At 59.9% G+C, this 23,872-nt stretch carries 24 protein-coding genes; 18 read left to right on the top strand and 6 right to left on the bottom strand.

The features are described 5' to 3' along the window. Nucleotides 1-12: 12 nt before the first annotated feature. On the top strand, nt 13-564 hold the full coding sequence (locus O4G74_RS11660; protein WP_269402781.1) for a dihydrofolate reductase: 552 nt from the start codon (nt 13-15) through the stop codon (nt 562-564). 97 nt (nt 565-661) lie between these two features. Further along, nucleotides 662-1,570: an SMP-30/gluconolactonase/LRE family protein gene (locus O4G74_RS11655; protein WP_269402780.1), complete on the top strand. Its 909-nt coding sequence runs from the start codon at nt 662-664 to the stop codon at nt 1,568-1,570. A gap of 3 nt (nt 1,571-1,573) precedes the next feature. Here the strand turns inward: O4G74_RS11655 and O4G74_RS11650 are convergent, their stop codons facing one another. Together O4G74_RS11650 and O4G74_RS11645 are read right to left on the bottom strand one after the other, a co-directional pair. Next, on the bottom strand, nt 1,574-1,918 hold the full coding sequence (locus O4G74_RS11650) for a DUF3088 domain-containing protein (RefSeq protein WP_269402779.1): 345 nt from the start codon (nt 1,916-1,918) through the stop codon (nt 1,574-1,576). A 5-nt stretch (nt 1,919-1,923) separates the two neighbouring features. Beyond that, complete coding sequence (locus O4G74_RS11645) at nt 1,924-3,117, bottom strand: Mrp/NBP35 family ATP-binding protein (RefSeq protein WP_269402778.1); 1,194 nt, start codon at nt 3,115-3,117, stop codon at nt 1,924-1,926. A gap of 90 nt (nt 3,118-3,207) precedes the next feature. Here O4G74_RS11645 and hflK point away from each other — a divergent pair, with 90 nt between their 5' ends. The 6 genes from hflK (at nt 3,208) to O4G74_RS11615 (ending at nt 8,379) form a co-directional block, all read left to right on the top strand. Then, nucleotides 3,208-4,350, top strand: a complete 1,143-nt coding sequence (gene hflK / locus O4G74_RS11640; protein WP_269402777.1) for an FtsH protease activity modulator HflK — start codon at nt 3,208-3,210, stop codon at nt 4,348-4,350. A 3-nt stretch (nt 4,351-4,353) separates the two neighbouring features. Further along, a complete protein-coding gene (gene hflC, locus O4G74_RS11635) occupies nt 4,354-5,250 on the top strand; it encodes a protease modulator HflC (RefSeq protein ID WP_269402776.1) in 897 nt (298 codons plus the stop codon). Nucleotides 5,251-5,289: 39 nt separating this feature from the next. Then, nucleotides 5,290-5,487: a DUF2065 domain-containing protein gene (locus tag O4G74_RS11630; RefSeq protein WP_119452754.1), complete on the top strand. Its 198-nt coding sequence runs from the start codon at nt 5,290-5,292 to the stop codon at nt 5,485-5,487. 72 nt (nt 5,488-5,559) lie between these two features. Continuing rightward, entirely contained in the window at nt 5,560-7,026 is a 1,467-nt protein-coding gene (locus O4G74_RS11625) for a Do family serine endopeptidase (protein WP_269402775.1), read from the top strand. Nucleotides 7,027-7,124: 98 nt separating this feature from the next. Next, nucleotides 7,125-7,514 carry a MarR family winged helix-turn-helix transcriptional regulator gene (locus O4G74_RS11620; protein ID WP_269402774.1) on the top strand — a complete coding sequence of 130 codons (390 nt, stop codon included), beginning with the start codon at nt 7,125-7,127 and terminating at the stop codon, nt 7,512-7,514. 13 nt (nt 7,515-7,527) lie between these two features. Continuing rightward, nucleotides 7,528-8,379, top strand: coding sequence for an NlpC/P60 family protein (locus O4G74_RS11615; protein WP_269402773.1), 852 nt, complete (start codon nt 7,528-7,530; stop codon nt 8,377-8,379). 10 nt (nt 8,380-8,389) lie between these two features. Here O4G74_RS11615 and O4G74_RS11610 read toward each other — a convergent pair whose 3' ends face one another. Continuing rightward, nucleotides 8,390-9,205: a c-type cytochrome gene (locus O4G74_RS11610; protein WP_269402772.1), complete on the bottom strand. Its 816-nt coding sequence runs from the start codon at nt 9,203-9,205 to the stop codon at nt 8,390-8,392. A gap of 244 nt (nt 9,206-9,449) precedes the next feature. On the opposite strand from O4G74_RS11610, the gene O4G74_RS11605 reads away from it, so the two are divergent. Beyond that, on the top strand, nt 9,450-10,295 hold the full coding sequence (locus O4G74_RS11605; RefSeq protein ID WP_419715397.1) for a prephenate dehydratase: 846 nt from the start codon (nt 9,450-9,452) through the stop codon (nt 10,293-10,295). 15 nt (nt 10,296-10,310) lie between these two features. Here the strand turns inward: O4G74_RS11605 and serB are convergent, their stop codons facing one another. Beyond that, the gene (gene serB / locus O4G74_RS11600) at nt 10,311-11,240 is read right to left on the bottom strand and encodes a phosphoserine phosphatase SerB (protein WP_269402770.1); all 930 of its coding nucleotides are present in this window, start codon (nt 11,238-11,240) and stop codon (nt 10,311-10,313) included. Between the two features lie 51 nt (nt 11,241-11,291). Here serB and miaA point away from each other — a divergent pair, with 51 nt between their 5' ends. The 4 genes from miaA (at nt 11,292) to ilvC (ending at nt 15,846) form a co-directional block, all read left to right on the top strand. Then, nucleotides 11,292-12,221 (top strand): tRNA (adenosine(37)-N6)-dimethylallyltransferase MiaA, encoded by a 930-nt coding sequence (gene miaA / locus O4G74_RS11595; protein ID WP_269402769.1) that lies wholly within the window; start codon nt 11,292-11,294, stop codon nt 12,219-12,221. A gap of 213 nt (nt 12,222-12,434) precedes the next feature. Then, nucleotides 12,435-14,222: an acetolactate synthase 3 large subunit gene (locus O4G74_RS11590; RefSeq protein ID WP_269402768.1), complete on the top strand. Its 1,788-nt coding sequence runs from the start codon at nt 12,435-12,437 to the stop codon at nt 14,220-14,222. A gap of 6 nt (nt 14,223-14,228) precedes the next feature. Then, nucleotides 14,229-14,780 carry an acetolactate synthase small subunit gene (gene ilvN, locus O4G74_RS11585; RefSeq protein ID WP_018149517.1) on the top strand — a complete coding sequence of 184 codons (552 nt, stop codon included), beginning with the start codon at nt 14,229-14,231 and terminating at the stop codon, nt 14,778-14,780. 46 nt (nt 14,781-14,826) lie between these two features. Beyond that, nucleotides 14,827-15,846 carry a ketol-acid reductoisomerase gene (gene ilvC, locus O4G74_RS11580; protein ID WP_269402767.1) on the top strand — a complete coding sequence of 340 codons (1,020 nt, stop codon included), beginning with the start codon at nt 14,827-14,829 and terminating at the stop codon, nt 15,844-15,846. Between the two features lie 43 nt (nt 15,847-15,889). Here ilvC and O4G74_RS11575 read toward each other — a convergent pair whose 3' ends face one another. Next, nucleotides 15,890-17,239 (bottom strand): MBL fold metallo-hydrolase, encoded by a 1,350-nt coding sequence (locus O4G74_RS11575; RefSeq protein ID WP_269402766.1) that lies wholly within the window; start codon nt 17,237-17,239, stop codon nt 15,890-15,892. Between the two features lie 208 nt (nt 17,240-17,447). On the opposite strand from O4G74_RS11575, the gene O4G74_RS11570 reads away from it, so the two are divergent. From O4G74_RS11570 to eda, 5 genes are all read left to right on the top strand, one after another. Then, complete coding sequence (locus tag O4G74_RS11570; protein ID WP_269402765.1) at nt 17,448-17,864, top strand: DUF3617 domain-containing protein; 417 nt, start codon at nt 17,448-17,450, stop codon at nt 17,862-17,864. Nucleotides 17,865-17,993: 129 nt separating this feature from the next. Next, nucleotides 17,994-19,463: a glucose-6-phosphate dehydrogenase gene (gene zwf / locus O4G74_RS11565; RefSeq protein WP_269402764.1), complete on the top strand. Its 1,470-nt coding sequence runs from the start codon at nt 17,994-17,996 to the stop codon at nt 19,461-19,463. Then, nucleotides 19,460-21,304: a phosphogluconate dehydratase gene (gene edd, locus O4G74_RS11560; RefSeq protein WP_269402763.1), complete on the top strand. Its 1,845-nt coding sequence runs from the start codon at nt 19,460-19,462 to the stop codon at nt 21,302-21,304. Before zwf ends, edd begins: the two co-directional genes overlap by 4 nt. Continuing rightward, nucleotides 21,297-22,277 carry a glucokinase gene (locus tag O4G74_RS11555; protein ID WP_269402762.1) on the top strand — a complete coding sequence of 327 codons (981 nt, stop codon included), beginning with the start codon at nt 21,297-21,299 and terminating at the stop codon, nt 22,275-22,277. Before edd ends, O4G74_RS11555 begins: the two co-directional genes overlap by 8 nt. Continuing rightward, nucleotides 22,274-22,915, top strand: coding sequence for a bifunctional 4-hydroxy-2-oxoglutarate aldolase/2-dehydro-3-deoxy-phosphogluconate aldolase (gene eda / locus O4G74_RS11550; RefSeq protein WP_269402761.1), 642 nt, complete (start codon nt 22,274-22,276; stop codon nt 22,913-22,915). The genes O4G74_RS11555 and eda overlap by 4 nt, the downstream gene beginning before the upstream one ends. On the opposite strand, the gene O4G74_RS11545 is transcribed toward eda, so the two are convergent. Beyond that, nucleotides 22,916-23,836 carry a DMT family transporter gene (locus tag O4G74_RS11545; RefSeq protein WP_269402760.1) on the bottom strand — a complete coding sequence of 307 codons (921 nt, stop codon included), beginning with the start codon at nt 23,834-23,836 and terminating at the stop codon, nt 22,916-22,918. Nucleotides 23,837-23,872: the final 36 nt, after the last annotated feature.

The following is a 23,872-nucleotide window of genomic DNA, read 5'->3' as shown; positions in this document are numbered from 1 at the left end:
GAGAGGTAATTTATGCCCATCTCACAGAATGTGAAGCTTGCCCTTATCGTTGCGCGCGACCGCAATGGTGCCATCGGCAAGGATGGGACGCTCCCCTGGTCGCTTCCAGATGATCTTCAGCTCTTCAAGCAGATTACGCTTGGCAAGCCTATCATCATGGGTCGCAAGACGTGGGAAAGCTTGCCGCGCAAGCCGTTGCCTGGCCGCCAGAACATCGTGCTGACCCGGCACTGGAGCTATGCCGCATGCGGAGCTCGAGTCTATTCAAACATGAACGCTGCGATCGCAGCTGCGCGAGCCATGGCGCAAAAGGCCGATATGGACGAGATCTTCGTGATTGGTGGCCAAAGCCTGTTCGAGCGCGCGATGCCGCTGGCCGACCGCCTCTACATCACTGATGTTGACGCTGACGTTGATGGCGATGTCTTCTTTTCGGTCGAGGGGCTCGACACGTTCAAAGAGGTAAGCGGAACGACCTATCCGGCTGACGACCGGAACGAATATGCCTTCACCCACCGCGTCTATGAGCGTGTCGCGGACGAAGTGATCCGGCCGGGCGAATAACGCTTTCAAAATTCAGAACTTCCGCGACGAGGCGGCTTGATGCGCCTTGCGCTGCGCGACACTGTCTTCCGCAAAGATAAAATGCGGGAGAAACATCATGGACTATGAAGTGATCACAGAGGGTCTCCGGTTCCCGGAAGGCCCGGTCGTTATGTCGGACGGCTCGGTTATTGTCGTCGAGATTGAGAGCAAGCTGATCACGCGTTGTTGGCCGGATGGAAAGCGCGAGACCGTGGCAGAGCCGGGCGGCGGACCGAACGGTCTGGCCGTCGGCCCTGATGGCAAGCTGTGGTGCACCAATAATGGCGGCTTCACCTACCACGAACGCGACGGCCTGCTGATCCCGGGCCATTGCCCGCCAGATTATTCGGGTGGCCGGATTGAGCGTATTGATTTGCAGACTGGAAAGGTTGAGGTCGTTGCCACCGAGTGCGGCGGGCGCCCGTTAAAGGGGCCAAACGATCTTGTCTTCGACAAGGCTGGAAATCTCTATTTCACCGATCTCGGAAAATCCTATCCGACCCATCGCGATACGGGCGGCGTCTATTTCCTGGCCGCCGGGTCCGACAAGGTTCAGGAACTCGACTACAATCACATTTCGCCGAACGGTATCGGCCTTTCGCCTGACGAGAAGACGGTCTACTTTGCCGATACGATGACAGCGCGCGTCTGGGCCTATGACCTGGAAAGCCCCGGCGCGGCGAAGCAGGCTTCACCTTTCTCGAAAGGGCGTGTCGTCGCCGGTATGCCAGACCTTCGCTACTTCGACAGCCTTGCCATTTCAGCGGCGGGTAATGTCTGCGTCGCGACCATCCTTCAGGGCGGCATCACAACGGTAGAGCCCGACGGCAATCACGCCCACATCGCATTTCCGGACCCGTTCGTCACCAATATCGCCTTTGGCGGCGAAGACATGAAGGATGCCTACATCACGCTCTCAGGCACCGGGCAGCTCATCAAGTGCCGCTGGCCAGAGGCAGGGCTCAAGCTGAACTTCAACGCCTGACGCCTATGGGGGCGCCCGCGGGAATCCGTGCCGCTCAGTCAGGGCTGCCAGAATATCGTCGCGGTCATTGATGAAAGCACGGCCCTGATGGGTGCCGGTCTGGTGCGGTGAGGAGGTGCCTTCTTCGAGCAACAGCATGGGAAGTGACTGGTTCTCTTCGCCGACAACAGCGACAACGTCCTTGCGGGGGCGGGGCCAGTCGACCCGGCGCACGTCCAGCTTGGCGGCGAGCTCCGGAAACGATGCGAGTACACCTTCGACCATTGCGCATGGCGGGCAGTAAAACGTTTCGCCCGGATAGGCCGGGTCTTCGCCGGGCGTAAGCAGATACAGGATATCACTCGGCATGTCGGTCAATCCTCGAAAATGATGCGGGGAGGGGCCTTGGTTTGCAGGCTGTCCAGGTTCAGCGCGACCGATCTGGAGAGCTCATGAAACAGTTTTGCCGAAGGGCCATCACTGAGGGCAGCCGGTCTGCCTATATCCCCGCCTTCGCGGATTTCGTCGAGAATGGGCAGCTCAGCCAACAGAGGCAGGCCGAGTGCGTCCGCGATTGTTCTGCCACCGCCCTGACCCATCAGGTGGTGACGGTTGCCGGCAAGATCCTCGAACCAGCTCATCGTTTCCACGATGCCCAATACAGGCACGGCCGTCTTGGCGAACATGGCTGCGCCGCGGCGCACGTCTGCGAGTGCAACTTCCTGCGGTGTGGTTACCAGGACGGCAGCTGTCACCGGCACTTTCTGCGCGATGGCGAGTTGTGCGTCGCCCGTGCCGGGCGGGGTATCGATGATGAGCAGGTCCAGCGGATCTTCTGGCGTGCCCCAGGCTGCATCGTTCAGCATCTGGGTAATCGCCGACATCACAATTGGGCCGCGCCAGATCATCGGGGCATCGGGATCTGACAGGTAGCCGATAGACAGTGACCGTATGCCATGCGCTTCGACGGGGATTAGTTTGCCGGCGGCATCCGTCTCGGGCGAAGCATCACCTGTGCCGAGCATAGTCGGCGCGCTGGGGCCATAGATGTCTGCATCGAGGAGACCCGTCTTCAGGCCGAGCCTGGCGAAAGCAGCGGCAAGGTTCACAGCAACAGTGGACTTGCCCACTCCCCCCTTGGCGCTCGCCACGACGAGAATGCGTGAAATGCCGGGAATGCGATCTGTCGTCGGTTGGCCGGGCTGGCCCTGGGTGATCGCGTCGTCAGACAGGCGTGCCCCTTTGGACACCCGGCGGTGGCCAGGCTTTGGTTGGCCGGTCGGGGAAACGGTGTGCGCGTGCGGATCTTCCAGTGGTGTACTGCCCGCGGCGCGTTCCGCCGTCAGCATGGCACGTACCTCGGTAACGCCAGCAATATTCATGACGCGGGCTTCGGCCTCAATGCGGCGCGCCTCGGAGCCCTCAAGGTCTTCGGGGTCGCCATCGAGGATTAGAGTGACGCGTTCGCCATCCTGCACGCGGACGCCCTGAAGCCAGTCCGGACTGCCTAGCGCAGCCCGAATTCGGTCTTCGAGGCTGCCAGATTGTCGCTGTTTACGCCGAAACATGCGGGCCACTCCTTGATGCACGCGGTCTGGGGTGCACATATTCGTTCAGTGTCTATATGGCCATAGACGGACAGTCGTGAAGGAGGGGCAATGCCCTGGAATGATAATAAGGACGGAGAGGGTTCGTCCAAAGGCAGCAGCCCGTGGGGATCCCAGGGCAAGAAGTCTGATTCGCCCTGGTCCCGCCCTGGCGGTTCTGGCGGTGGCAACGGGTCTGGCGGCGGTGGTGGAAACAATCGCCCCGATCTTGAAGAACAGATGCGCCGCATGCAGGAGCGCTTTCGCCGTGGCCGTGGTGGCAATGGCGGCGGTGGTCGCGGTGGCAGTGGCCAGAACTTCGGTCCATTCGGTTTTATCGTCCTCGGTTTCGTAGCGCTGCTCGCCTGGCTTTTTTCCGGCGTTGTGGTCGTTGACGAAGGTGAGACGGCCGCGGTGTTCCGCTTTGGCCAGTGGCAGAAGAATTTCGGTCCGGGCCTCCATGTTCATCTGCCGACGCCGATCGAAACGCATGAGATCATGCCGTCGCAGCAACAACAGGTCACCCAGATCGGTGCAAATGAAGAAGAGCGCCTGATGCTGACTGGCGACGAGAATATCGTCGACGTCCAGTACCGCGTCTTCTGGTACTATGATCAGGAAGATCCTGAGAACTTCATCCTCAATGTCGAGGACGGTGAGGATCTCGTCAAAGCGGCCGCCGAGAGCGTCATGCGCGAAGTGGTCGGCAAGTCGAATCTCGACGATGTCATCACGACGGGTCGTAACGAGCTTCAGAACCAGGTTCGCGAACAGCTTCAGGCTCTGCTTCAGGATTATCGCGCGGGTGCGCAGATCCTGAACGTCGAAATTCAGGAAGCGCAGGCCCCGGCTGAAGTCCGCGCGGCGTTTATCGACGTGGTCAATGCCGGTCAGGACGCTGAACGTGCCGTGCAGGTTGCCAACCGTTACGCCAACGACATCATCCCGCGTGCCCGTGGTGAGGCGCAGCAGATTCTTCAGGATGCAGAAGCTTATCGCGAGCAGGTGATCGCGGACGCATCTGGTCAGGCCAATCGCTTCACGCAAATCCTGACGGAGTATCAGCGGGCGCCACAGGTTACCCGTGAGCGCATGTATCTTGAAACGATGGAGCGTGTCCTCAATCGTAGCGACAAGCTTATCCTCGATAATGACGCCGGCGCAGTGCCTTACCTGCCGCTCGACAGCGTCAATCGCAGAAACTCGGAGAACTAGGTCATGAAATCGATCGGTATCCTCGGGATCGTCGCAGCCGTTCTGGTAGCTATTGTCCTGTTCAATTCGTTCTTCATTGTCGACCAGCGCAAGCAGGCGCTTCTCCTGCAGGTTGGTCGTGCGGTTGAAGCCTATAATGAACCGGGTTCGGATGAGGCCGGCCTGAAACTGAAGATTCCGCTGTTGCAGAATGTGGTCATGTATGACCGCCGCAACCTCGGTCTCAACGTGCCGGGCATCGAGGCATATGCCTCGAACCAGGAGCAGCTTATTGTGGATGCTTTCGTCCGCTGGCAGATCTCCGATCCTCTCGCCTTCTATCAGCGTCTCAACAATGAGCGTGACGCACGCAGCCAGCTTCGTAACTTTACGGATGCAGCCATCCGTAACGCGCTTGCCTCACGCCTGCCGGAAGACATTATTTCTGGTCAGCGCTCTGAACTGATGGATGAGATCCGCACCAACCTTGCGGGCAATATTGCAGGACGCGGTATCGAAATCATCGATGTTCGTATCCGCCGCGCGGACCTTCCGGATGATGTGTCGGAGCGTGTCTTCCAGCGTATGGAAGCTACGCGTGAGCAAGAGGCTGAGGAAATCCGTGCTGAGGGCGATGAGCGCGCACAACTTGTTCGTGCGACGGCGGAACGCGAGCGTACGGTTCTACTGGCTGAAGCCCGGCAGCAGTCGGAAGAAATTCGCGGTGAAGGCGATGCCCGCCGAAACGAAATCTACGCTGAGGCCTATGAGCAGGATGCCGAATTCTTCCGCTTCTATCGCTCGCTCATTGCCTGTGAGGAAGCCTTTACCGAAGGCACCCGCATTGTGGTCGGACCAAACCAGCTTGGAGTTTGCAATGACTTCATCGACCAGGCCCGCCAGAGCGGTTCACGCCGCTAAGGCGTTACGCCGCAACTCTGCTATCAATCTGGACCTGTCATGAGCTGGCAGGTCCTTATTGCGGCGGTCGGGTTGTGGTTTGCGCTGGAGGGCATCCTCTACGCCGCCGCGCCCGAAACCATGCGCCGGATGGCGGCGTGGCTGTCGGCACTACCGCTCGACGCGGTACGCAGCGGTGGCATCTGGTCAGCGATACTGGGACTGATCCTGTTCTATTGCGCCGTCCGGTTTGGTTGACGCGTTGCGTTCTGCCTGCGAACCGCCATAGTTCAAAACTAACAAGTATGCGTGTGTGATGGAGTACGGAGTATGAGACGTTTTGCGATTTCGGCCCTGGCCGGGCTTGCTGGCGCTGCCTTGCTGGCTGGTCCAGCGGGTGCGCAGCGATCGCAGGGCGAAACTCGAGGTTCTCTCTCTGATACGACAAGTGTCATCGACCAGCAGCGCGCGCCGGACTCTTTCTCTGAGCTTGCGCGTCGTCTCATGCCGTCGGTGGTCAACATCACGACAAGCCAGACCGTAGCGCCGAATGGTATGCCGGAATTTCCTGACGGTTCTCCGCTTGAGCGTTTCAACGAATTCTTCGGTCGTGACCCCGAGGGCTTTCGCCGTGAGGGGTCGCTAGGGTCCGGCTTTGTCGTTTCCGCCGATGGCGTGATCATTACCAATAACCACGTCATCGAGAATGCTGACGAGATCAACGTGATCTTTGCGTCCGGTCGGACGCTTCAGGCGGAACTGATCGGAACCGATGTCGAGACCGATATTGCCGTCTTGAAAGTTGAGAGCGAAGCGCCGCTACCCTTCGTCGAATTTGCTGACAGCGACGCAGCAGAAGTTGGCGACTGGGTGATGGCCATCGGTAACCCGTTTGGCTTCGGTGGCTCGGTGTCAGCCGGTATTATTTCGGCACGCAATCGTGACATCCAGTCCGGGCGCTATGACGACTTCATTCAGACCGATGCGGCGATCAACCGGGGTAATTCGGGCGGCCCGCTCTTTAATCTGAACGGCGAAGTCGTGGGCGTGAACACGGCAATCATCTCGCCGACTGGCGGGTCTGTCGGCCTTGGGTTTTCCATTCCTGCAAATCTCGTCGAGCAGGTTGCCGCGCAGATCATTGAATACGGCAAGCCGCGCCGCGGCTGGTTCGGTGTCAATGTTCAGGGCATTGATGAAGGCCTTGCGGGCGCCTACGGCCTCGACAGCACAGATGGCGTCATTATCACCAATATTGACGGTGCAGGGCCAGCAGCCAGTGCCGATTTCGAAGTTGGCGACCTGCTACTGACTTTTGACGGCAAGATGATCGAGAATGTTCGTGGTCTGACCCGTATTGTTGCCGAGACAGAGATTGGAAAGCGCGTGCGCGTTGACCTCATCCGTGATCGTAAACGGCGGACCGTGATATTTGAGGTCGGTGAACTTGCGTCGAACAATGAGTCCGAGACACGCGAACCGCTGCCCGACAATGCGCTGGCTCAAAACCCGATCGGGGCGGAACTCAAGAATGTCGATGACGATGCCCGCCGCCGCTACGGCATTGCGCGCGGTGTCGATGGAGTGCTGGTAAACTCCGTCGCCGCCAATGGTCCAAGCTTCGGAAAGCTGCGCAAGGGCGACGTCATCACGGAGATGGGCTTCAAGCGCGTGGCTGACCTGGAAGATGCATATGATGCGCTTTCGCCGACGAATGCACCGCCGGGCGCGCCGCTGCTCCTGCGTGTGAATCGCTCCGGGCAGAACATGTTTTTCACCATCGAAACCAAGCGGTAAGAACGCAGAATTCTGATCGGCAAGCCGTTGCTTTACGACGTCCGCAAATCACAGTTCTATGAATTGGGGAGGGCGACCGGGATCAGGAGCGTGACTGTATGGCGATGAACGAAAGAGCAGCCCTCAATCTGTGGCGCCGCGCCCTGGCATCCTATGTGCGCACATCGGACGGCGACTTGACCGCTCGCCAACAGGCGATCCTGATGGCAGTTGCCCTGTCTGCCGGACCACATACGGTCCGGGGTCTTGCGACAGATCTTGATCTGGCAAAGCCCGCTGTCACACGGGCTGTTGATGCGCTCGAGAAGCTTGGTTTTGTCCGCCGTCGCCGTGATGAGCATGACCTGCGCAGCGTCATTATTGAGCGTACGGTCGAGGGCATGACCTGGCTACGGGAATTCGCCGAACTCATCATTGCTGCCGAGGCTGGCGAAGAGCGCAAGTCAATTGCGGACGCCAAACCACTGGACAAGAATGTCGCGGCCTGATTGAGGTGGCGCCGTGCCTGATTTCTTCGATCAACGACTGACGCCGCCTCGTCGCGGGCAGGGCATGCTGATGCAGGTGTCTGCGGGCATCGCAGCGCTGCGAGGTGCCCCGCGCCCGGACGCCGAAATGGTGACTCAGGCGCTACATGGTGAGACCGTTACTCTATTCAGCGAAGCTGGCGAATTTGGCCTGGTTCAGATGGAGCGTGATCGCTATGTCGGCTGGACGCTCATGGACGCGCTCTCCGCTCCGGTTTCAGAGCCAACCCACTGGGTGAGCGCCTTGCGTACGTATGCCTATTCGCAACCGCACCTGAAATCGGCGCCATATGGACTGATCTCCATGGGAAGCGCGGTTACTGTAACGGGCGAGGAGAACGGCTTTTTCCGGACAACACGAGGTGGATGGCTGACATCGGGTCACGTGCAGCCGATCAATACCCGCTTTGATGATCCTGCCGATGTAGCGCTTCGTTTCCTGCATGCGCCATATCTCTGGGGTGGTTGCGAGAGCCTCGGTCTTGATTGTACCGGGCTGACGCGGGCGGCATTCCTTTCATGCGGTGTCGTCCTGCCGCGGGACAGCGACATGCAATTCGCCTGGAGTGGTGAGGCCGTGGACGACTGGAATGCGCCAGGCGCGCTACGGCGCAATGACCTGGTCTTCTGGAAGGGGCATGTCGGTATCATGCTGGATGACAAGACGCTGCTTCATGCGAATGGTCATCACATGGCCGTTGCGAAGGAGCCGCTGCTGATGGCAATTCCGCGCATTGCAAAAGAATACGGCGAGCCCAGAGGAGCTCGCCGTATCGATATCTCTAAAGAAAGAGAGCGGACGCCTGACTGGCTCGCTCACCGGTAAAGCACAAAGCCTACTCTTCGGTTTCGCCGTCTTCTGCTTCCGGCGTCATTTCGACTTCGCTGACATTGCCTTCAGCTTCTGAGTCCTGGTCGTCTACAACGTCCTGGGTCTCTATCTCGCCGGTCGCCAGTGTCGGTGCGTCTTCAACGGTCTCAGCATCAAGAGTTGCGTCAACAGCTTCACCGTCAGCTCCGTCGCCTTCTGCCGGGGCATCACCCTCTGCGCCTTCTTCCTCTTCAGGAAGCGGCTCTGGGAAGGCCGGTGCCTCCGGGGTGTACTGTGCGAGATACGCAATCACGTCCGCACGCTCATCGTCGCGGCGAAGGCCAGCGAAGGCCATGGAGGTGCCGCGAATATAGGAGGACGGATTCTCGAGCCACTGATCCATGCTTTCATAGGTCCAGCTCTCGCTCGACGTGGCCTGCATGGCTGAAGAGTAGCCAAAGCTTGGATCGTGAGCGTGGCTGTCGCCGACGATAGCATAGAGGTTAGGGCCGGTACCGTTGCTGCCGCCTTGCTCGATGGTGTGACAGGTCGAGCATTTCGCTTTGAAGGCGCGCTCGCCCGATGTTGGGTCAGCAGCAGCAAGAAGAGCGCCCAAATCGTATACTTCTTCTTCAACGGCGCCCGCGCCGCCGGTCTCTGCGATTTCGGTGTAATATGAGAAACGGCCCTGCGCCCATTCATTGAGGCTGTGAGCCTCCTCACCATGGTGGCCGTCGCCGCCGGATGAGAAGACCATGCCTGACAGCGTCTGCAGGCCCATAACGACCAGCACAACAGCTAGGATCGCACCGAATACCTTGTTCCAGAAGAGATCGCCCATCGGGATCATCCTTGTATCTTTATCAGTCTTTGCGCGCCTTCTGGCACGCTATCGAGTCGGTGGCAATATAAGCGGATGTGTTGCGGGATGCGTGGGCATTTACAGCGGCGAATGGGCGCAGGCTTGGTCCTGACCTGTCTGGCCGCAACAGGGTGTGGGGCTTGCAAATCGCCTGCGCCTCCCGCATGGCAGGCCGCTCTTTGAAACAAGAGTTGGGAATCTGGACGAGGAACAGGTAATGGACATGCGGCAAGGGCGAATAGCATATCAGGGCGAACCGGGCGCAAACTCCCATATCGCTTGCAATGAGACCTATCCCGACATGGAACCGGTCGCCTGCAAGACGTTTGAAGACGTGCTGTCCCTGGTCGAGCGCGGCGACGCTGACCTTGCCATGATACCTGTCGAAAATACGATTGCCGGGCGTGTCGGCGACATTCACCACCTGCTGCCGGCAACGACGCTCAACATAATCGGCGAGCATTTCATGCCGATCCGCTTTCAACTCATGGCGCTGCCGGGTGTCGAGCTGTCACAGGTCAGCCAGGCCCATTCCCACATCATGGCGCTCGGCCAGTGCCGCGCTTTCATGCGCGAGCATGGGATCGAGCCGATTGTGGCCGCTGATACGGCCGGCGCAGCGCGGATCGTGAAGGAACTGGGCGAGCAGACGACCGCGGCGATCGCGCCCGAACTCGCAGCTGAGGTCTATGGCCTCAATATCCTGGCCCGGGACATTGAGGATGCCGAACACAATACGACCCGTTTCGTCATTATGGCGCCAGACCCGCTTGAGCATGAAGATGTCGGCGATGATGCGGTAACGTCTTTCCTGTTTCAGGTCCGCAACATTCCAGCCGCGCTCTACAAGGCGATGGGCGGCTTCGCGACCAATGGCGTGAACATGACCAAGCTGGAAAGCTACCAGATTGATGGCTCATTTACGGCAACGCAGTTCTATGCCGAGATTGAAGGCCATCCGGATGAGCGCCGCGTGCAACTCGCGCTGGAAGAGCTTGGCTTCTTCTCCACATCGCTGAAGATCATGGGCGTCTTTCCGGCCAGCGCAGCGCGTTACGCAAATCGCTAGCGCCGTAGCCCGGACCTAGTGCTTCCAGACGATTTCGGTGTCGGTATAGCCCTGGAAGTAAAGCGCGGCGGTAAGGTCGGTAACGTTGATCGCACAATCGGAGGCGGCCGCGACGACGGGTTTGGCCCGATAGGCAATGCCAAGGCCGGCGGCTTCGATCATGGCAAGGTCATTGGCCCCATCGCCCATTGCGAGGGCATCCGCGTTCGACAATCCCAACGCCGCCACCTGTTCTTCGAGCGCGGCGAGTTTTGCCTCTCGCCCGAGAATGGGTTCGGCGACCTTGCCTGTCAGGGCGTTGCCATCATCAAGCAGCGTATTGCCCCGATGGGTATCGAAGCCTGCCGCCTCCCCGATCCGCGACGTGAAAAAGGTGAAGCCACCAGAAACCAGCATGGCATGCGCGCCTCTGGCTTTCATCGTCGCGACCAGCGTTTTGGCGCCAGGCATCAAAGTGATGCGCTCACGATAGCATTGGTCCAGGCGCGAGAGGTCTAGCCCGGCAAGCTTGCCGACGCGTTCCCGCAGGGCCGGCTCAAATTCCAGCTCACCGCGCATGGCCCGCTCTGTAATTGCTGAAATTTCTGCCTTTAAACCTGCAAAGTCCGCAAGCTCATCAAGGCACTCCTGCTGGATGATGGTGGAATCCATGTCGCAGATCAGGAGTTTCTTACGGCGGTCAGAGGTCGTGGATACGCAGATATCGGCGTCGCTTCCAAAAGCTTCTTCGAGGGCGTTGCGGGCTGCCTGTGGATCGGCGAAATTTCCTGCCTGCTCGACTGCCGTGAACTCACGCTCACCGCTCAGTAGACGGATGGGTGCATTTTCGCCCCGCGTAACCACCGCCAGCGACTTTTCCAGCCTGTCTCCAATCTGCTGCAAGCTCTTGTCACCGCGGGCGACGACAACCGCGACATGACTAAAATCCGTGGTTTTTCTGTCCATAGGCGCGGTCCTTACTTAACGTTCACGTCCAAAGTCCTTACGTCTAAACGTATGAAACCCGCTATCTTGATCCATGGACCGACTGCAAGTGGAAAAACGGCGCTCTCGATCGCCGTTGCCCGCAAGTTTGATGGCGAGATCGTGAATGCCGATTCGATGCAGGTCTATGATCGTCTGAATGTAATTTCGGCGCGTCCGTCAGAAGAAGAAATGGATGGTGTTCCACATCATCTGTTCGGCCACGTGCCAGTGGCAACCCGTTTTTCGACCGGCGAGTGGCTGGAGCAGGCGCGCACCATTATTGAGGATATTCAAAAGCGCGAAAAGACGGCTGTGGTGGTGGGGGGCACGGGGCTTTACCTTATGTCGCTCATAGAGGGGCTCTCCGACATTCCTCCAGTGCCTGAAGACGTGCGCCATGAGGTGCTCGAGATCGCAAAAGCCGATGGTCTGCGCGGCCTCAAGATCCGCTTGCAGGTCGTCGACCCGGATGCGGCCGCCCGGATCGATGACAATGACCGCCAGCGCCTGACGCGCGCCTATGAGGTATGGCTCGCGACGGGACGTTCGCTTACCAGTTTTCAGAATAACAAGACAAATGCTGTCCTGAACCCGGACGAATGGCTGGGCGTGGCGCTGACGCCGCCGCGGTCGAAACTCTATGCGCGGATCGACCGCCGGTTCGAAGGCATGCTCATGGAAGGTGCGATGGAAGAGGCGCGGGAGCTGGACCGCCTCGGCCTCGACCCGGAGCTGCCTGCCATGAAGGCGCACGGGATGCCATGGCTGACAGCGTTTATTCGCGGTGAGATCAATGCGGCGACAGCCGCAGAAAACGCGAAGCGCGATACACGCCGCTATGCGAAGCGCCAGTTCACCTGGATCGGCCGGCAGTTCCCGTTCTGGCCGCGCATTCCCTCTACGGAAATCGCGACGCGCATTAGGGTGATTTCTGCCCTCTACAGAGAGGTTGACCGCTAGGCTGAGGCACGTTATTGCGGCATTACCAATTTAAGGAAACAGTTTTGCGCAATCAGGACGTCGTCGTACTTATCAGCCCGTGACCGGCATCATCAGATGTCGGCGCGGGTGCGCATGGAAGGGTCTCCAAGGAGGCCCTTTTCTTTTGCGCCCCGGGCAGAGCAGGTAAGATCGACCAGAGAGAACGCAGGACAGGCAGACAGGAACAGGTAAATGGACACGCACACACTCAGCGACCAGACCCAGTCTTCCCTTGAAGGGGCGCGTATGACGGGCGCCGAAATGGTGATCACCGCGCTCAGGGAGCAGGGCGTCGACACCATGTTCGGCTATCCGGGCGGCGCGGTCCTGCCGATCTATGATGCGCTTTATTCCGAACCGTCCATCCAGCACATCCTCGTGCGCCATGAGCAGGGCGCGGGCCATGCCGCCGAAGGCTATGCCCGCTCGACCGGCAAGTGCGGTGTTGCCCTGGCAACTTCCGGCCCGGGCGCCACGAATATGGTCACGCCCATCACCGACGCGATGATGGACTCCATCCCGATGGTGGTCATCACGGGCCAGGTGCCGACCCACCTCATCGGCACGGATGCCTTCCAGGAATGCGATACGGTTGGCATTACGCGCTGCTGCGCCAAGCACAATTACCTCGTCACGGACGTGGATGACCTTGCCCGCACCCTGCACGAAGCTTTCCTCATCGCGACATCCGGGCGTCCCGGCCCTGTCGTGATCGACATTCCGAAGGACGTACAGTTTGCGACCGGCACCTATGTCGGCAAGGCAGGCGTCTACAAACCGACCTACCAACCGAAGACCGAACCGTCCGAACACGCCATTCGCGACGCGCTCGACATGATGGCGACCGCGCGGCGGCCTGTCTTCTATACCGGCGGCGGCGTCATAAATTCCGGCGCCGAGGCGTCGAAGCTTCTGCGAGAGCTTCAGGCGGCAACCGGCTTTCCGGTCACCTCCACGCTGATGGGGCTCGGCGCTTTCCCGGCCAGCCATGAGGACTGGCTGAGCATGGTCGGCATGCACGGCGCCTATGAGGCCAACAATGCCATGCATGATTGCGACCTTATGATCTGCGTCGGCGCGCGCTTCGATGACCGCGTGACGGGCAAGATCTCGGCCTTCTCGCCGGGCTCGCGGAAGATCCATATCGATATCGACCCGTCCTCGATCAACAAGATCATCCGCGTGGACGTGCCGATCATCGCAGACAGCAAGGCGGCGCTGAAGGCGCTGCTTGAGGGCTGGAAGGCGCGCCGCCTGCCAAAGCCTGACCTCTCCGACTGGAAAGAGCAGATCGAAAAATGGCGCGCGGTGGACTGTTTTGCCTATCCGGAAAACGACGGCGCGATCCGCCCGCAATATGCGGTTGAGCGTCTCTATGAGCTCACCAAGGACCGCGACACCTATATCTCGACCGAAGTTGGCCAGCACCAGATGTGGGCCGCCCAGCACTATCATTTCGAGGAGCCGAATCGCTGGATGACGTCGGGCGGCCTCGGCACGATGGGCTATGGCCTGCCAGCGGCCGTTGGCATCCAGGCGGCGCACCGCGACAGCCTCGTCATCGACATTGCCGGCGAAGCCTCTGTCCAGATGGTGATGCAGGAAATTTCGACCGCTGTTCAGCACAAGCTGCCGATCAAGGTCTTCATCCTCAACAATGAGTGGATGGGCATGGTGCGCCAGTGGCAGGAGCTGCTGCATGGGGAGCGCTATTCGCACTCATATTCTGAAAGCCTGCCGGACTTTGTGATGCTGGCGGAGGCCTATGGTGCCCACGGCATCCGGTGCGATGACCCGGCAGAGCTCGACGCGAAGATCATGGAAATGATCGACCATGACGGACCGGTGATCTTTGACTGCAGGGTCGAGAAGGCGGAAAACTGCCTGCCGATGATCCCGTCAGGCGCACCGCACAACCAGATGATCCTCGGCAAGATCGCTGGCGATGAGATTGACGAAGCCGGCCGGAAGATGGTGTGAGCTGACATGACCCGCGAACCAATCCCCGCCAGCGCCTATGACATGGACCATGCCGAAGAGGTCGAAGAGCGCCGCACGCTCGCCGTCCTCGTCGACAACGAACCGGGCGTTCTTGGCCGTGTCGTCGGGCTGTTCTCTGCGCGCGGCTATAACATTGAAAGCCTGACCGTCGCCGAAGTGGACCGCGGCAAACACCGCTCCCGCATCACCATCGTGACGACCGGCACAGCGCACATGCTGGAACAGATCGAGGCGCAGCTTCTGCGGCTCGTGCCGGTGGCGGCCGTCATCGACATCACCAAGTCAAAGCGCGGCATTGAGCGCGAGCTGGCGCTCGTGAAAGTGGCCGGTGAGGGCGACCCGCGCGTCGAGGCGCTGCGCATCGCTGAAATCTTCCGTGCCCGCGTCATCGATACGACGAATGAGAGCTTCATCTTCGAGATCACCGGTGCGTCCGAAAAGATCGACCAGTTTTGTGAGCTGATGGAGCCCCTCGGCCTTGTCGAAGTCAGCCGCACAGGCGTGCTTTCAATCCGCCGCGGTAAGGATGCCGGCTAGGTATCAATTTCAAAAGTATCCCAGAGACACCAAGGAGTAACGAGCAGTGAAAGTCTATTACGAGCAGGATGCCGATCTCACCCTCATCACCAAGAAGAAAGTCGCCGTGATCGGCTATGGCAGCCAGGGCCATGCCCATGCGCTGAACGCGCGCGATAGCGGTGTCACGGACATCGTGGTCGGGCTTCAGGAAGGTTCATCCAGCTGCAAGAAGTGTGAGGCCGAGGGTCTGAAGGTTATGACCCCGGCAGAGGCCACCAATTGGGCCGATGTGGTGATGATCCTCATCCCGGACGAGAAACAGGCCGTGCTCTGGGCGAACGAGATCGAGCCGAACGTCCGCGACGGCCAGCACATCATGTTCGGCCACGGCTTCAACATTCACTATAACCTCATCCGCCCGTCCGCGAATGTGGACATCTCGCTGTCAGCGCCGAAAGGCCCTGGGCACACGCTGCGCGACCAGTATCAGCGCGGCTTCGGCCTGCCGGGCCTCATCGCCATCCATCAGGACGCGACCGGCACCGCAAAGGACGTTGCGCTCTCGTATTCCAAGGCCATCGGCAACACCCGCGCTGGCGTCATCGAAACCAGCTTCCGCGAAGAGACCGAGACCGACCTCTTCGGTGAGCAGGCTGTGCTCTGCGGCGGTATTGTCGAGCTGATCAAGGCAGGTTTCGAAACGCTGGTCGAGGCCGGTTATGCGCCGGAAATGGCCTATTTCGAGTGCCTTCACGAGACCAAGCTGATCGTCGATCTCATCTATGAGGGCGGCATCGCAAACATGAACTACTCGATCTCCAACACCGCCGAGTATGGCGAGTATGTCTCAGGCCCACGTGTCGTAAATTCTGAGACGAAGGCGGAGATGAAGAAGATCCTGACCGACATCCAGGACGGCACATTCGCGCGCAACTGGGTTCTGGAAAACCAGGCCGGCGCGCCGGGCTTTCATGCCAAACGTGCCCGCATGAATGACCATCAGATCGAGGAAGTCGGCGAGAAGCTGCGCAGCATGATGCACTGGGCGCAGAATGACCGGCTGGTCGACAAGTCGCGCAACTAGACTGATCAGGCGGACGCCGGAAACGGCGTCCGCCCTTTAGCGCTCAGCCCTGGCTGTTCCAGGCTTTCCAAGAGCCGTAATAGACATCCACATTCTCAAAGCCTTCCCGCCTGAGCACGGAGGCGGCGATGCTGGCGCGCATGCCGCTGCCGCACATCACTGTGATTGGGCCCGAACGGTCAAGGTTTGGCAGGTCGACAGGTATCCGGCCGGCATAGGCGTGTTCTGCGCCTTCGATATGGCCGCCTTTGAATTCGTCGATGCTGCGCACATCAAGCAGCGTCCAGCCAGTTGGCCTGTCGGAGAGCCGCGCTTTCACCTCATCAGTGTCAATCAGGTCGATGCTCTCAAGCGGCTGGTTTGAGGTCGCCATCGGAACCGTCCCGGCATGATGGCCAACAACGCGGTCATAGCCGAGGCGGGCGAGGGTCGTCGCTGCTTCCTGTGCCTGCGCAGCGCTGTCGCTGACCAGCACGATGTCGCGGTCATAGTCGAGGAACCAGCCAGAAAAGGAAGCGAGCATGCCGGCAGGGATACAGTAGCTTCCGGGGACGTGGGCTGCAGCGAAATCTGTCTCGCTGCGAATGTCGACGATTTGCGCTTCACCCTTGAGAAGCTCGCTGTCCGGGCTGATCGGTGGCGGCGTAAGATAACGGTCGGTGGGTGCGCCGCCCTCGGTGTTGAGCCGTTCCATCATCTCGAAATAAGGGGGCTGATAGTGGTTCTCGGCGACCTTTGCGTCGATGAAGGCCTCACGGTCCGTCATGGCAAACCGGTCATTATTCAAACGTTCATGCCCGATCGTGGAAAACTCACGGTCCGCCATGCCGGCACCGCATACAGACCCAGCCCCGTGTGCAGGGTAGACAATCGTCTGGTCGCCAAGCGTCTTCAGCTTTTGCAGGCTGTCGAACAACAGTCCGGATACCTCACGCTTTTGGTCGGGATAGAAGTCGGTGCGTCCGACATCCCCGATGAACAAGGCATCGCCGGTAAAGACGCCAACAGCGCGATTGTCGAATGCCGTGTCATAGAGGACATAGGAAACACTGTCATAAGTGTGGCCCGGCGTTTCCAGTACTTCGATCCGCATGGAGCCGATTTCGAAATGGTCGCCCTCGCGCGTGGTTTCTGCGTACTGGATCGGCGTATCGCGGTTGGGGCCGTGCAGGATACGAGCCCCTGTCGCAGCACGAACGGCAGGTGCGCCAGAGATGAAATCCTCGTTCCGGTGGGTCTCGAAGACATGCGTAATGCGGACGTCTTCCTTGCGCGCAAGATCCATGTAGGCGCTGATGTCACGGCGCGGATCTATGATAGCGGCCTTCCCATTCGATCCAATCATGTAGGAGAGGTGAGCAAGGCCATTCGACTTGATCTTGTGCAGGAACATTCTTTGCCTCCGATCGATGCTAAAAGAGTGTGCCCCAACTACGCGTGAAAGACCTCAAGGCTCCAAGGCGTGCCAGAAATGGGCTGCCTCTACCTTCAAGCCTGGGCTGAATGGCGACTGAACATCAGATTAAATCTCTTTATCTTGCCGTTCGGCGCGCTGGTGCACATTTAAGACTGCCGAAATCTGCGCTTTTCGAAAGGCCTCTATGACCGCCCGTATCTTTGCCCTCGGCCTTTCCGCTCTCACCTTTTCGGGGTCCGCCTTCGCGCAGTCTAATGTGGCCGAAGGTCTCTGGTCTTACCAGGCACGTTACATGATTGGTCCGATCCCGGCAGGCGACCGCGGCCAGTATTGCGTCGGCTCAGACATGTCGCAAAGTTCTTTCGACCAGCTTTTCAATGACATCAATTCTCGCTGCCGCGTCACCGATAGCGAAACAACGGCTGACGGCTATGATTTCAAGCTGCAGTGTTCCGGTGGGCCGGATGGCGAGCTGGATGGAAAGCTGCAGGTTGGCGCAGATACCGCCATTCTGAACGCCACCGGATGGACCGGCACGGCCAGCGAAAACGTACCCGTGATGCTGACGGCTACGGCTGAACGCGTCGCCTCAACCTGTTAGTTCTGGCGATGCAGGTTTGTGCGTCGGCGTAGGTAAACTGGTGGCATTATGCCCTTACGGAAAGAATATTGAAACTTCTCGCTCGTCTTCCTTTGACAGCACGTCTTGCCTGCCTAGAACGTGTGGAAGATGGCCAAATTTATTCCTGTTGGAACGTTCGACCTCGTAATTTTCGGGGGTACAGGCGACCTTAGCCAGCGCAAGCTTCTGCCGGCGCTCTATCACCGCTATGCTGATGGACAGATCCCCGAGGACTCTCGGATAGTCGGTGTGTCTCGAACTGTAATGTCCGACAAGGAGTTCCGCGCTTTCGCCTTCGAGGCTTGCGAGGCCCACACCAAGGACAGCATCGAAAAGGATTGCTGGGCAAAGTTCGAGCGACTGCTTTCCTTTATCACGATGGACGCAACCGATCCCGATGCGGACTGGTCAGGCCTGAAAGAACGTCTTGGCGGCGACGACAGGCCCGCCATTTTCTACCTCGCCGTGACGCCGAAAATCTATGTGCCGATCTGTGAGGCGATCGGGGCTGCGGGTCTTGCGGGGGGCGATGCGCGCGTCGTTCTGGAAAAGCCGATCGGGACAGATCTGAAGTCTGCGAAAGCAATTAATAGCGGTGTAGGCGCGGTGTTTGCCGAAGATCATATCTACCGCATCGACCACTATCTCGGGAAAGAGACTGTACAGAATCTTCTGGTCCTGCGTTTCGGCAATACCCTGTTCGAACCGCTCTGGAACCGGACCGCCATCGATCATATCCAGATCACCGTTTCCGAAAGCGTGGGTGTCGGCGACCGGGCAGGTTATTATGATAGCGCAGGCGCCGTGCGCGACATGTTGCAGAACCACTTGCTGCAGCTTCTCTGCCTCATCGCGATGGAGCCGCCTAACTCGATCGAGGCGGACGAAATCCGCACAGAGAAGATCAAGGTGCTGAACGCGTTACGGCCGATCCAGTCCAAATATGTTGGTGCAGACACGGTGCGTGCGCAGTACGACGCCGGTACAGTCGATGGCAAGCAGGTGAAGGGTTACCTCGAAGAGCTCGAAAGCGGTGAAAGTGACACCGAAACTTTCGTGGCCATCAAGGCCTGGGTCGATAACTGGCGCTGGGCGCGGGTGCCTTTCTATCTGCGCACAGGCAAGCGCATGCGATCGCGCCATTCGGAGATCGTGGTCCAGTTCCGCGAGGCGCCGCACGCCATGTTCGGCGAAGACCAGGCCCACTCCAACCGGTTGATTATCCGACTCCAGCCTGACGAGGGCGTGCAACTCTATGTCCAGATCAAGGAACCGGGGCCCGGCGGTCTGCGGGTACAGTCATTGCCGCTGAACCTCTCCTACGCAGAGTCGTTTCAGCTGAGATACCCGGATGCCTATGAGCGGCTGCTCATGGATGTGGTGCGCGGTAACCTCGCTCTCTTCATGCGGCGCGAGGAAGTCGAAGAGGCCTGGGAGTGGGTCGATGGCCTGCTTGAGGGCTGGGCAGCTGCGAATACACCTGTCCATACCTACGCAGCCGGACTGGAAGACGGACCCGTGGAGGCGCGCATGCTGCTGCGTCAGGACGGGCGAGACTGGTGGAGCAATGGCAAATGACCTCATTACACCCCAAAATTCAGGAAGTGACCGAGCGGATCGAAAAACGCTCGGCCGAAACGCGCGCCACCTATCTGGAACTGATCCATGGGCGCAAGCCGGACGGGTTTGCCCGCCAGAAGCTGGCTGATGGCAATCTGGCGCACGCGTCTGCGGGCTGCGCCGTCATGGACAAGACCCAGCTTCTTGGCGCGAACTGGCCGAATATCGGCGTTATCACCGCCTACAACGACATGTTGTCGGCCCATGCGCCGTATGAGGATTACCCGCAAATTATCCGCGATGCGGCTCGCAAGGTGAATGCGACCGCGCAGGTGGCGGGCGGCGTACCGGCCATGTGTGACGGCGTCACGCAAGGGCAGCAGGGCATGGAGCTCTCGCTCTTTTCCCGCGACGTCATCGCGCTCGCCTCTGCCGTTTCGCTCAGCCACGACATGTTCGATGGCGCGCTACATCTTGGGATCTGCGACAAGATCGTGCCCGGGCTTATGATCGCCGCGCTACGCTTTGGCTGGCTGCCGCACATTTTCGTGCCGGGCGGGCCGATGCCATCCGGCCTGCCAAACCCTGAAAAACAGCGCATCCGGCAGGAATACGCGCTCGGTAATGTGGACCGCGACGCCTTGCTGAAGGCCGAAGCTGAAAGCTATCACAGCCCCGGCACATGTACCTTCTATGGCACCGCCAATTCCAATCAGATGCTGATGGAAGTCATGGGGCTGCACATACCGGGAGCCGCCTTTGAGAACCCCGGCACGCCGCTTCGCGAAGCCCTGACCCGGGCTGCTGTCAGCCGCGTCGTGGAGCTGACGGTGAAGCGCGACTATACGCCGATGGGCGAGATGATCGATGCGCGCAGCTGGGTGAACGCCATGGTTGGCTTGATGGCAACCGGCGGCTCCACCAATCATGCGCTTCACATTCCGGCCATGGCCGCAGCCAGCGGCTATCAGGTCGAGCTTGAGGATTTTGCCGATGTGAGCGAGATCACGCCGCTTCTCTGCCGCATCTATCCGAACGGCCCCGCCGATGTGAACCATTTCCAGGCCGCTGGCGGCATGAGCTTTGTCATGAAGGAGCTGCTGCAGGCGGGCCTCCTGAATGGCGAGGCGCGCGGCATCATGGGATCGATCGCAGACCATGCGAAGGAGCCGTGGTTGAGGGATGGTGAAGTTGCCTTCAGGGACGCAGCCGAGACCAGCGGCGATACCGACATCGTGCGCCCGGCGAGCGACCCCTTCCAGAGGGAAGGTGGCCTGCGCATGTTGAATGGGCCGCTTGGACGAGGCGTCATCAAGGTCTCATCCGTTAAGAAAGATCGGCGCACTATCGAAGCGCCCGCACGCGTCTTCGACGATCAGGAAGCGCTCAAAGATGCGTTCAAGGCAGGCGAACTCGACAAGGATTTTGTCGCGGTCGTTCGCTTTCAGGGGCCAGCCGCCAATGGCATGCCAGAGCTACACGCCCTCTCGCCAGCGCTGGGCGCGCTTCAGGACAAGGGCTTCAGGGTGGCGCTTGTCACCGATGGGCGCATGTCCGGCGCGAGCGGCAAGATCCCGGCTGCAATACATGTGAGCCCAGAAGCCGCGCGTGGCGGCCCGCTTGCGCGCGTGCAGGATGGCGACATGATCCGGCTGAATGCCGAAACCGGCGAGCTCGGCATCGACTGTGACCCATCCGTGTTCGAGGCGAGAGAGCCAGCACAATACCGCCCGAACATTCAGGGGCAGGGCCTTGGGCGCGAGCTTTTTGGCGCCTTCCGCAACAATGCCAGCCGGCCAGACACGGGCGGTAGCCTGTTTGAATTCTTCCTGCCGCTGCCGGGGGGCAGCGATGGCTGATCCGGTCCTCGTCGGGGATATAGGCGGCACGAATGTCAGGTTTGCGGTCGCGAGCCAGGGCTTTGCTGGCAAGCCGGTGGTCTCTGATGTCTCTGTCATGCCGGGCAAGAATTTCGATCGGTTCGACGATGCGCTGGGCCTCTACCTGAACAAACTCGGAAAGGGCGCGCCTAAGCGTGCTCTGATCGCGCTGGCTGGCCCGGTCCAGAAGGGCCGCGTCAAGCTCACCAATCGTGACTGGATCGTGGACACGCAGCGCCTGGAGGAAAATTGCGGCCTCAGCTCCGTGCGCCTCGTCAATGATTACGCCGCCATGGCGCGGGCCATTCCGGAGCTGCCGGACGACGCCTTCCGCCTTGTCCGCAAAGGTGAGCCTGACACATCGGCGCGCCATCCCATCCTCGTTTCTGGCCCGGGAACTGGTCTCGGCATGGCGACGCTCATACCTGTCGGCACAACAGGATGGAGGGTGCTGACGGGAGAAGGTGGGCACGCCGCCTTTGCGCCCGCGACACCGCGTGAGTGGGCGTTGGCAGAGAAGCTGCGCAAAACCCATGCCTATGTCTCGCGGGAGCTTGTCCTGTCTGGCTCAGGTTTCGACGCCGTACACAAGGCGCTTTGCGACATCGATGGGGTCGCCTGGGAGAAGACCCACCCTGCAAGAGTCGAAGAACTTGCGCGACAGGGCGATCCGATCTGCCGGGATATTTGCGAGATCAAGGCGCGGGGCACGCTCTACGCGCTTGGCGATGCTGCGCTCATGAATGGCACGCGTGGCGGCGTTGTCGTGACCGGAGGCGTGGCAGAAGAGCTCGCAGACTGGATGGCCGCGCCTGAAGCCATTGACCGGTTTTTGCAACGCGGGCCAATGAGCGATTATATGCAACCGATCCCGATCCGCATCCTGATGTCGGGGGAGGCCGCGCTCATCGGGGCGGCCGCACTGGAATATGACGAGGTGCCCGTCCCATGAAGACAATGACCGCTTTTCGTGCCGCCATCGACAAGGCCCCTGTCGTCCCGGTTTTAACGGTCCATGAAGCTGACCATGCCGAGCCGCTTGCAGAAGCACTGCTTCGCGGAGGGCTATCTTCGGTCGAGATCACGCTGCGCACGCCTGCAGCGCTGGAGGTCATTCGCCGCATGTCGCATGTCGATGACAGGCTGTTGGTGGGCGCAGGCACGATTATCTCTGAAGGTGATGTCGACGCCTCGCTCAAAGCTGGCGCCGATTTTCTCGTAACACCTGGCACCTCGCCGCTTTTGCTCGAAGCGCTCTCAAATCATGACGGTGTCATCCTGCCCGGCGTTTCCACGGCGAGCGAAGCCATGGCCCGTTTCGATGAAGGATATGGCGTCCTGAAATTCTTCCCGGCAGAAGCGGCTGGCGGCGCAAAGTTCCTTAAAGCCCTTTCGGCGCCCCTGCCTCATGTGGATTTCATGCCGACGGGCGGCGTGACGCCTGAGAACGCCGCCGATTACCTCGCCCTGCCGAATGTCGTTGCCGTTGGCGGGTCATGGATCGCGACAGCAGACGAAATGGCCTCGGGCGACTGGCAGGCTGTCACCGATAAATCAGCCGCCGCTGCCAAGCTTGGCCGCCGCGCCTGATTATTCGGGCAGGTCGCTCGCGGGCATTCTGGCGGCACGCCTTGTCCTGAAACGGCTTTCAAATGCCACGAGCAGGCAACTTGCGATAATGATGATGGCGCCAACCCAGAGGGCGAGCCCTGGCCATTCGTCAAAGAAGAACAGACCGAGCAGCGCGCTCCACACCAGAGCTGTATATTCCAGTGGGGCGAGCACCTGCGCTTCTGCCTGCGCATAGGCGAGTGTCATCAGGTACCAGACCGAATAGCCAAGCACCCCGAGCAGCAAGAAGAACGGAATGTAGGACAGCGCTGGCCAGCCAAACAGGCCCAGCGTGATCGGTAAAAGCGCAATGGCAGGCACAATGTTCGTGAAGAGCGCGATCGTGGTCGCATCTTCATGGCGGGCGCGCATTCGCAAGAAAACCAGAACGAACGCGTAGCCGATGGTCGAGCTGAACAGCGCGACATAGCCGAGCGTACGGTCTCCAAGGGCCGCGCTTCCTCCGGGGTTGGAGCCGAAGACTGCCAGGGCCACACCGCCAAATCCGATCAGAGCAGCAAGTACGGCAACGCGGCTCAGCCTTTCGCCAATCACTATACGGGCGACCGGCGCAACCATGAGTGCTGCTGTAAAGCCGAGCGCGGTTGCCTCCGCGAGGCGAAGCTGCGTCAACGCATAGAAGAAAGTGAAGGCGCAGAAAAGCTGAAGCAGACCGCGCATGGTGTGAAACCGTATAGCTTCATTGGAAGGGCGAGGGCGCTTCTTGGCAAGAAATACCGCGCCCGCGATCACGCCGCCGAAAAGGAAGCGCCAGGCTAGAAGATGATGCAGGCCAGCACCGGGCGCGACGCCTTTTACCAGCGCGTCGATGACCGCGCCCATCGCAATCGCGAAGGCGGCAATCAGCACAGGCATGGCAAGGAAGCGGGATCTCAGCATGGGCGCGCGGTCTAACGCGCCATCGCCTCTCCCGCC

It is taken from the genome of Henriciella marina (assembly GCF_027213945.1).
Lineage (GTDB): Bacteria > Pseudomonadota > Alphaproteobacteria > Caulobacterales > Hyphomonadaceae > Henriciella > Henriciella marina_A.
This window is presented reverse-complemented; position numbering and strand designations above follow the sequence as displayed.

What these genes read in the sequence shown, in the direction of transcription:
- O4G74_RS11660 (WP_269402781.1), top strand. Translation starts at nt 13, where the DNA reads ATGCCCATCTCACAGAATGTGAAGCTTGCCCTTATCGTTGCGCGCGAC.
- O4G74_RS11555 (WP_269402762.1), top strand. Translation starts at nt 21,297, where the DNA reads ATGGCTGATCCGGTCCTCGTCGGGGATATAGGCGGCACGAATGTCAGG.
- O4G74_RS11655 (WP_269402780.1), top strand. Translation starts at nt 662, where the DNA reads ATGGACTATGAAGTGATCACAGAGGGTCTCCGGTTCCCGGAAGGCCCG.
- eda (WP_269402761.1), top strand. Translation starts at nt 22,274, where the DNA reads ATGAAGACAATGACCGCTTTTCGTGCCGCCATCGACAAGGCCCCTGTC.
- zwf (WP_269402764.1), top strand. Translation starts at nt 17,994, where the DNA reads ATGGCCAAATTTATTCCTGTTGGAACGTTCGACCTCGTAATTTTCGGG.
- O4G74_RS11625 (WP_269402775.1), top strand. Translation starts at nt 5,560, where the DNA reads ATGAGACGTTTTGCGATTTCGGCCCTGGCCGGGCTTGCTGGCGCTGCC.
- O4G74_RS11610 (WP_269402772.1), bottom strand. Translation starts at nt 9,205, where the DNA reads ATGGGCGATCTCTTCTGGAACAAGGTATTCGGTGCGATCCTAGCTGTT.
- hflK (WP_269402777.1), top strand. Translation starts at nt 3,208, where the DNA reads ATGCCCTGGAATGATAATAAGGACGGAGAGGGTTCGTCCAAAGGCAGC.
- serB (WP_269402770.1), bottom strand. Translation starts at nt 11,240, where the DNA reads ATGGACAGAAAAACCACGGATTTTAGTCATGTCGCGGTTGTCGTCGCC.
- edd (WP_269402763.1), top strand. Translation starts at nt 19,460, where the DNA reads ATGACCTCATTACACCCCAAAATTCAGGAAGTGACCGAGCGGATCGAA.
- O4G74_RS11575 (WP_269402766.1), bottom strand. Translation starts at nt 17,239, where the DNA reads ATGTTCCTGCACAAGATCAAGTCGAATGGCCTTGCTCACCTCTCCTAC.
- ilvN (WP_018149517.1), top strand. Translation starts at nt 14,229, where the DNA reads ATGACCCGCGAACCAATCCCCGCCAGCGCCTATGACATGGACCATGCC.
- O4G74_RS11650 (WP_269402779.1), bottom strand. Translation starts at nt 1,918, where the DNA reads ATGCCGAGTGATATCCTGTATCTGCTTACGCCCGGCGAAGACCCGGCC.
- O4G74_RS11645 (WP_269402778.1), bottom strand. Translation starts at nt 3,117, where the DNA reads ATGTTTCGGCGTAAACAGCGACAATCTGGCAGCCTCGAAGACCGAATT.
- O4G74_RS11605 (WP_419715397.1), top strand. Translation starts at nt 9,450, where the DNA reads ATGCGGCAAGGGCGAATAGCATATCAGGGCGAACCGGGCGCAAACTCC.
- O4G74_RS11590 (WP_269402768.1), top strand. Translation starts at nt 12,435, where the DNA reads ATGGACACGCACACACTCAGCGACCAGACCCAGTCTTCCCTTGAAGGG.
- O4G74_RS11620 (WP_269402774.1), top strand. Translation starts at nt 7,125, where the DNA reads ATGGCGATGAACGAAAGAGCAGCCCTCAATCTGTGGCGCCGCGCCCTG.
- O4G74_RS11545 (WP_269402760.1), bottom strand. Translation starts at nt 23,836, where the DNA reads ATGCTGAGATCCCGCTTCCTTGCCATGCCTGTGCTGATTGCCGCCTTC.
- O4G74_RS11630 (WP_119452754.1), top strand. Translation starts at nt 5,290, where the DNA reads ATGAGCTGGCAGGTCCTTATTGCGGCGGTCGGGTTGTGGTTTGCGCTG.
- miaA (WP_269402769.1), top strand. Translation starts at nt 11,292, where the DNA reads ATGAAACCCGCTATCTTGATCCATGGACCGACTGCAAGTGGAAAAACG.
- hflC (WP_269402776.1), top strand. Translation starts at nt 4,354, where the DNA reads ATGAAATCGATCGGTATCCTCGGGATCGTCGCAGCCGTTCTGGTAGCT.
- O4G74_RS11570 (WP_269402765.1), top strand. Translation starts at nt 17,448, where the DNA reads ATGACCGCCCGTATCTTTGCCCTCGGCCTTTCCGCTCTCACCTTTTCG.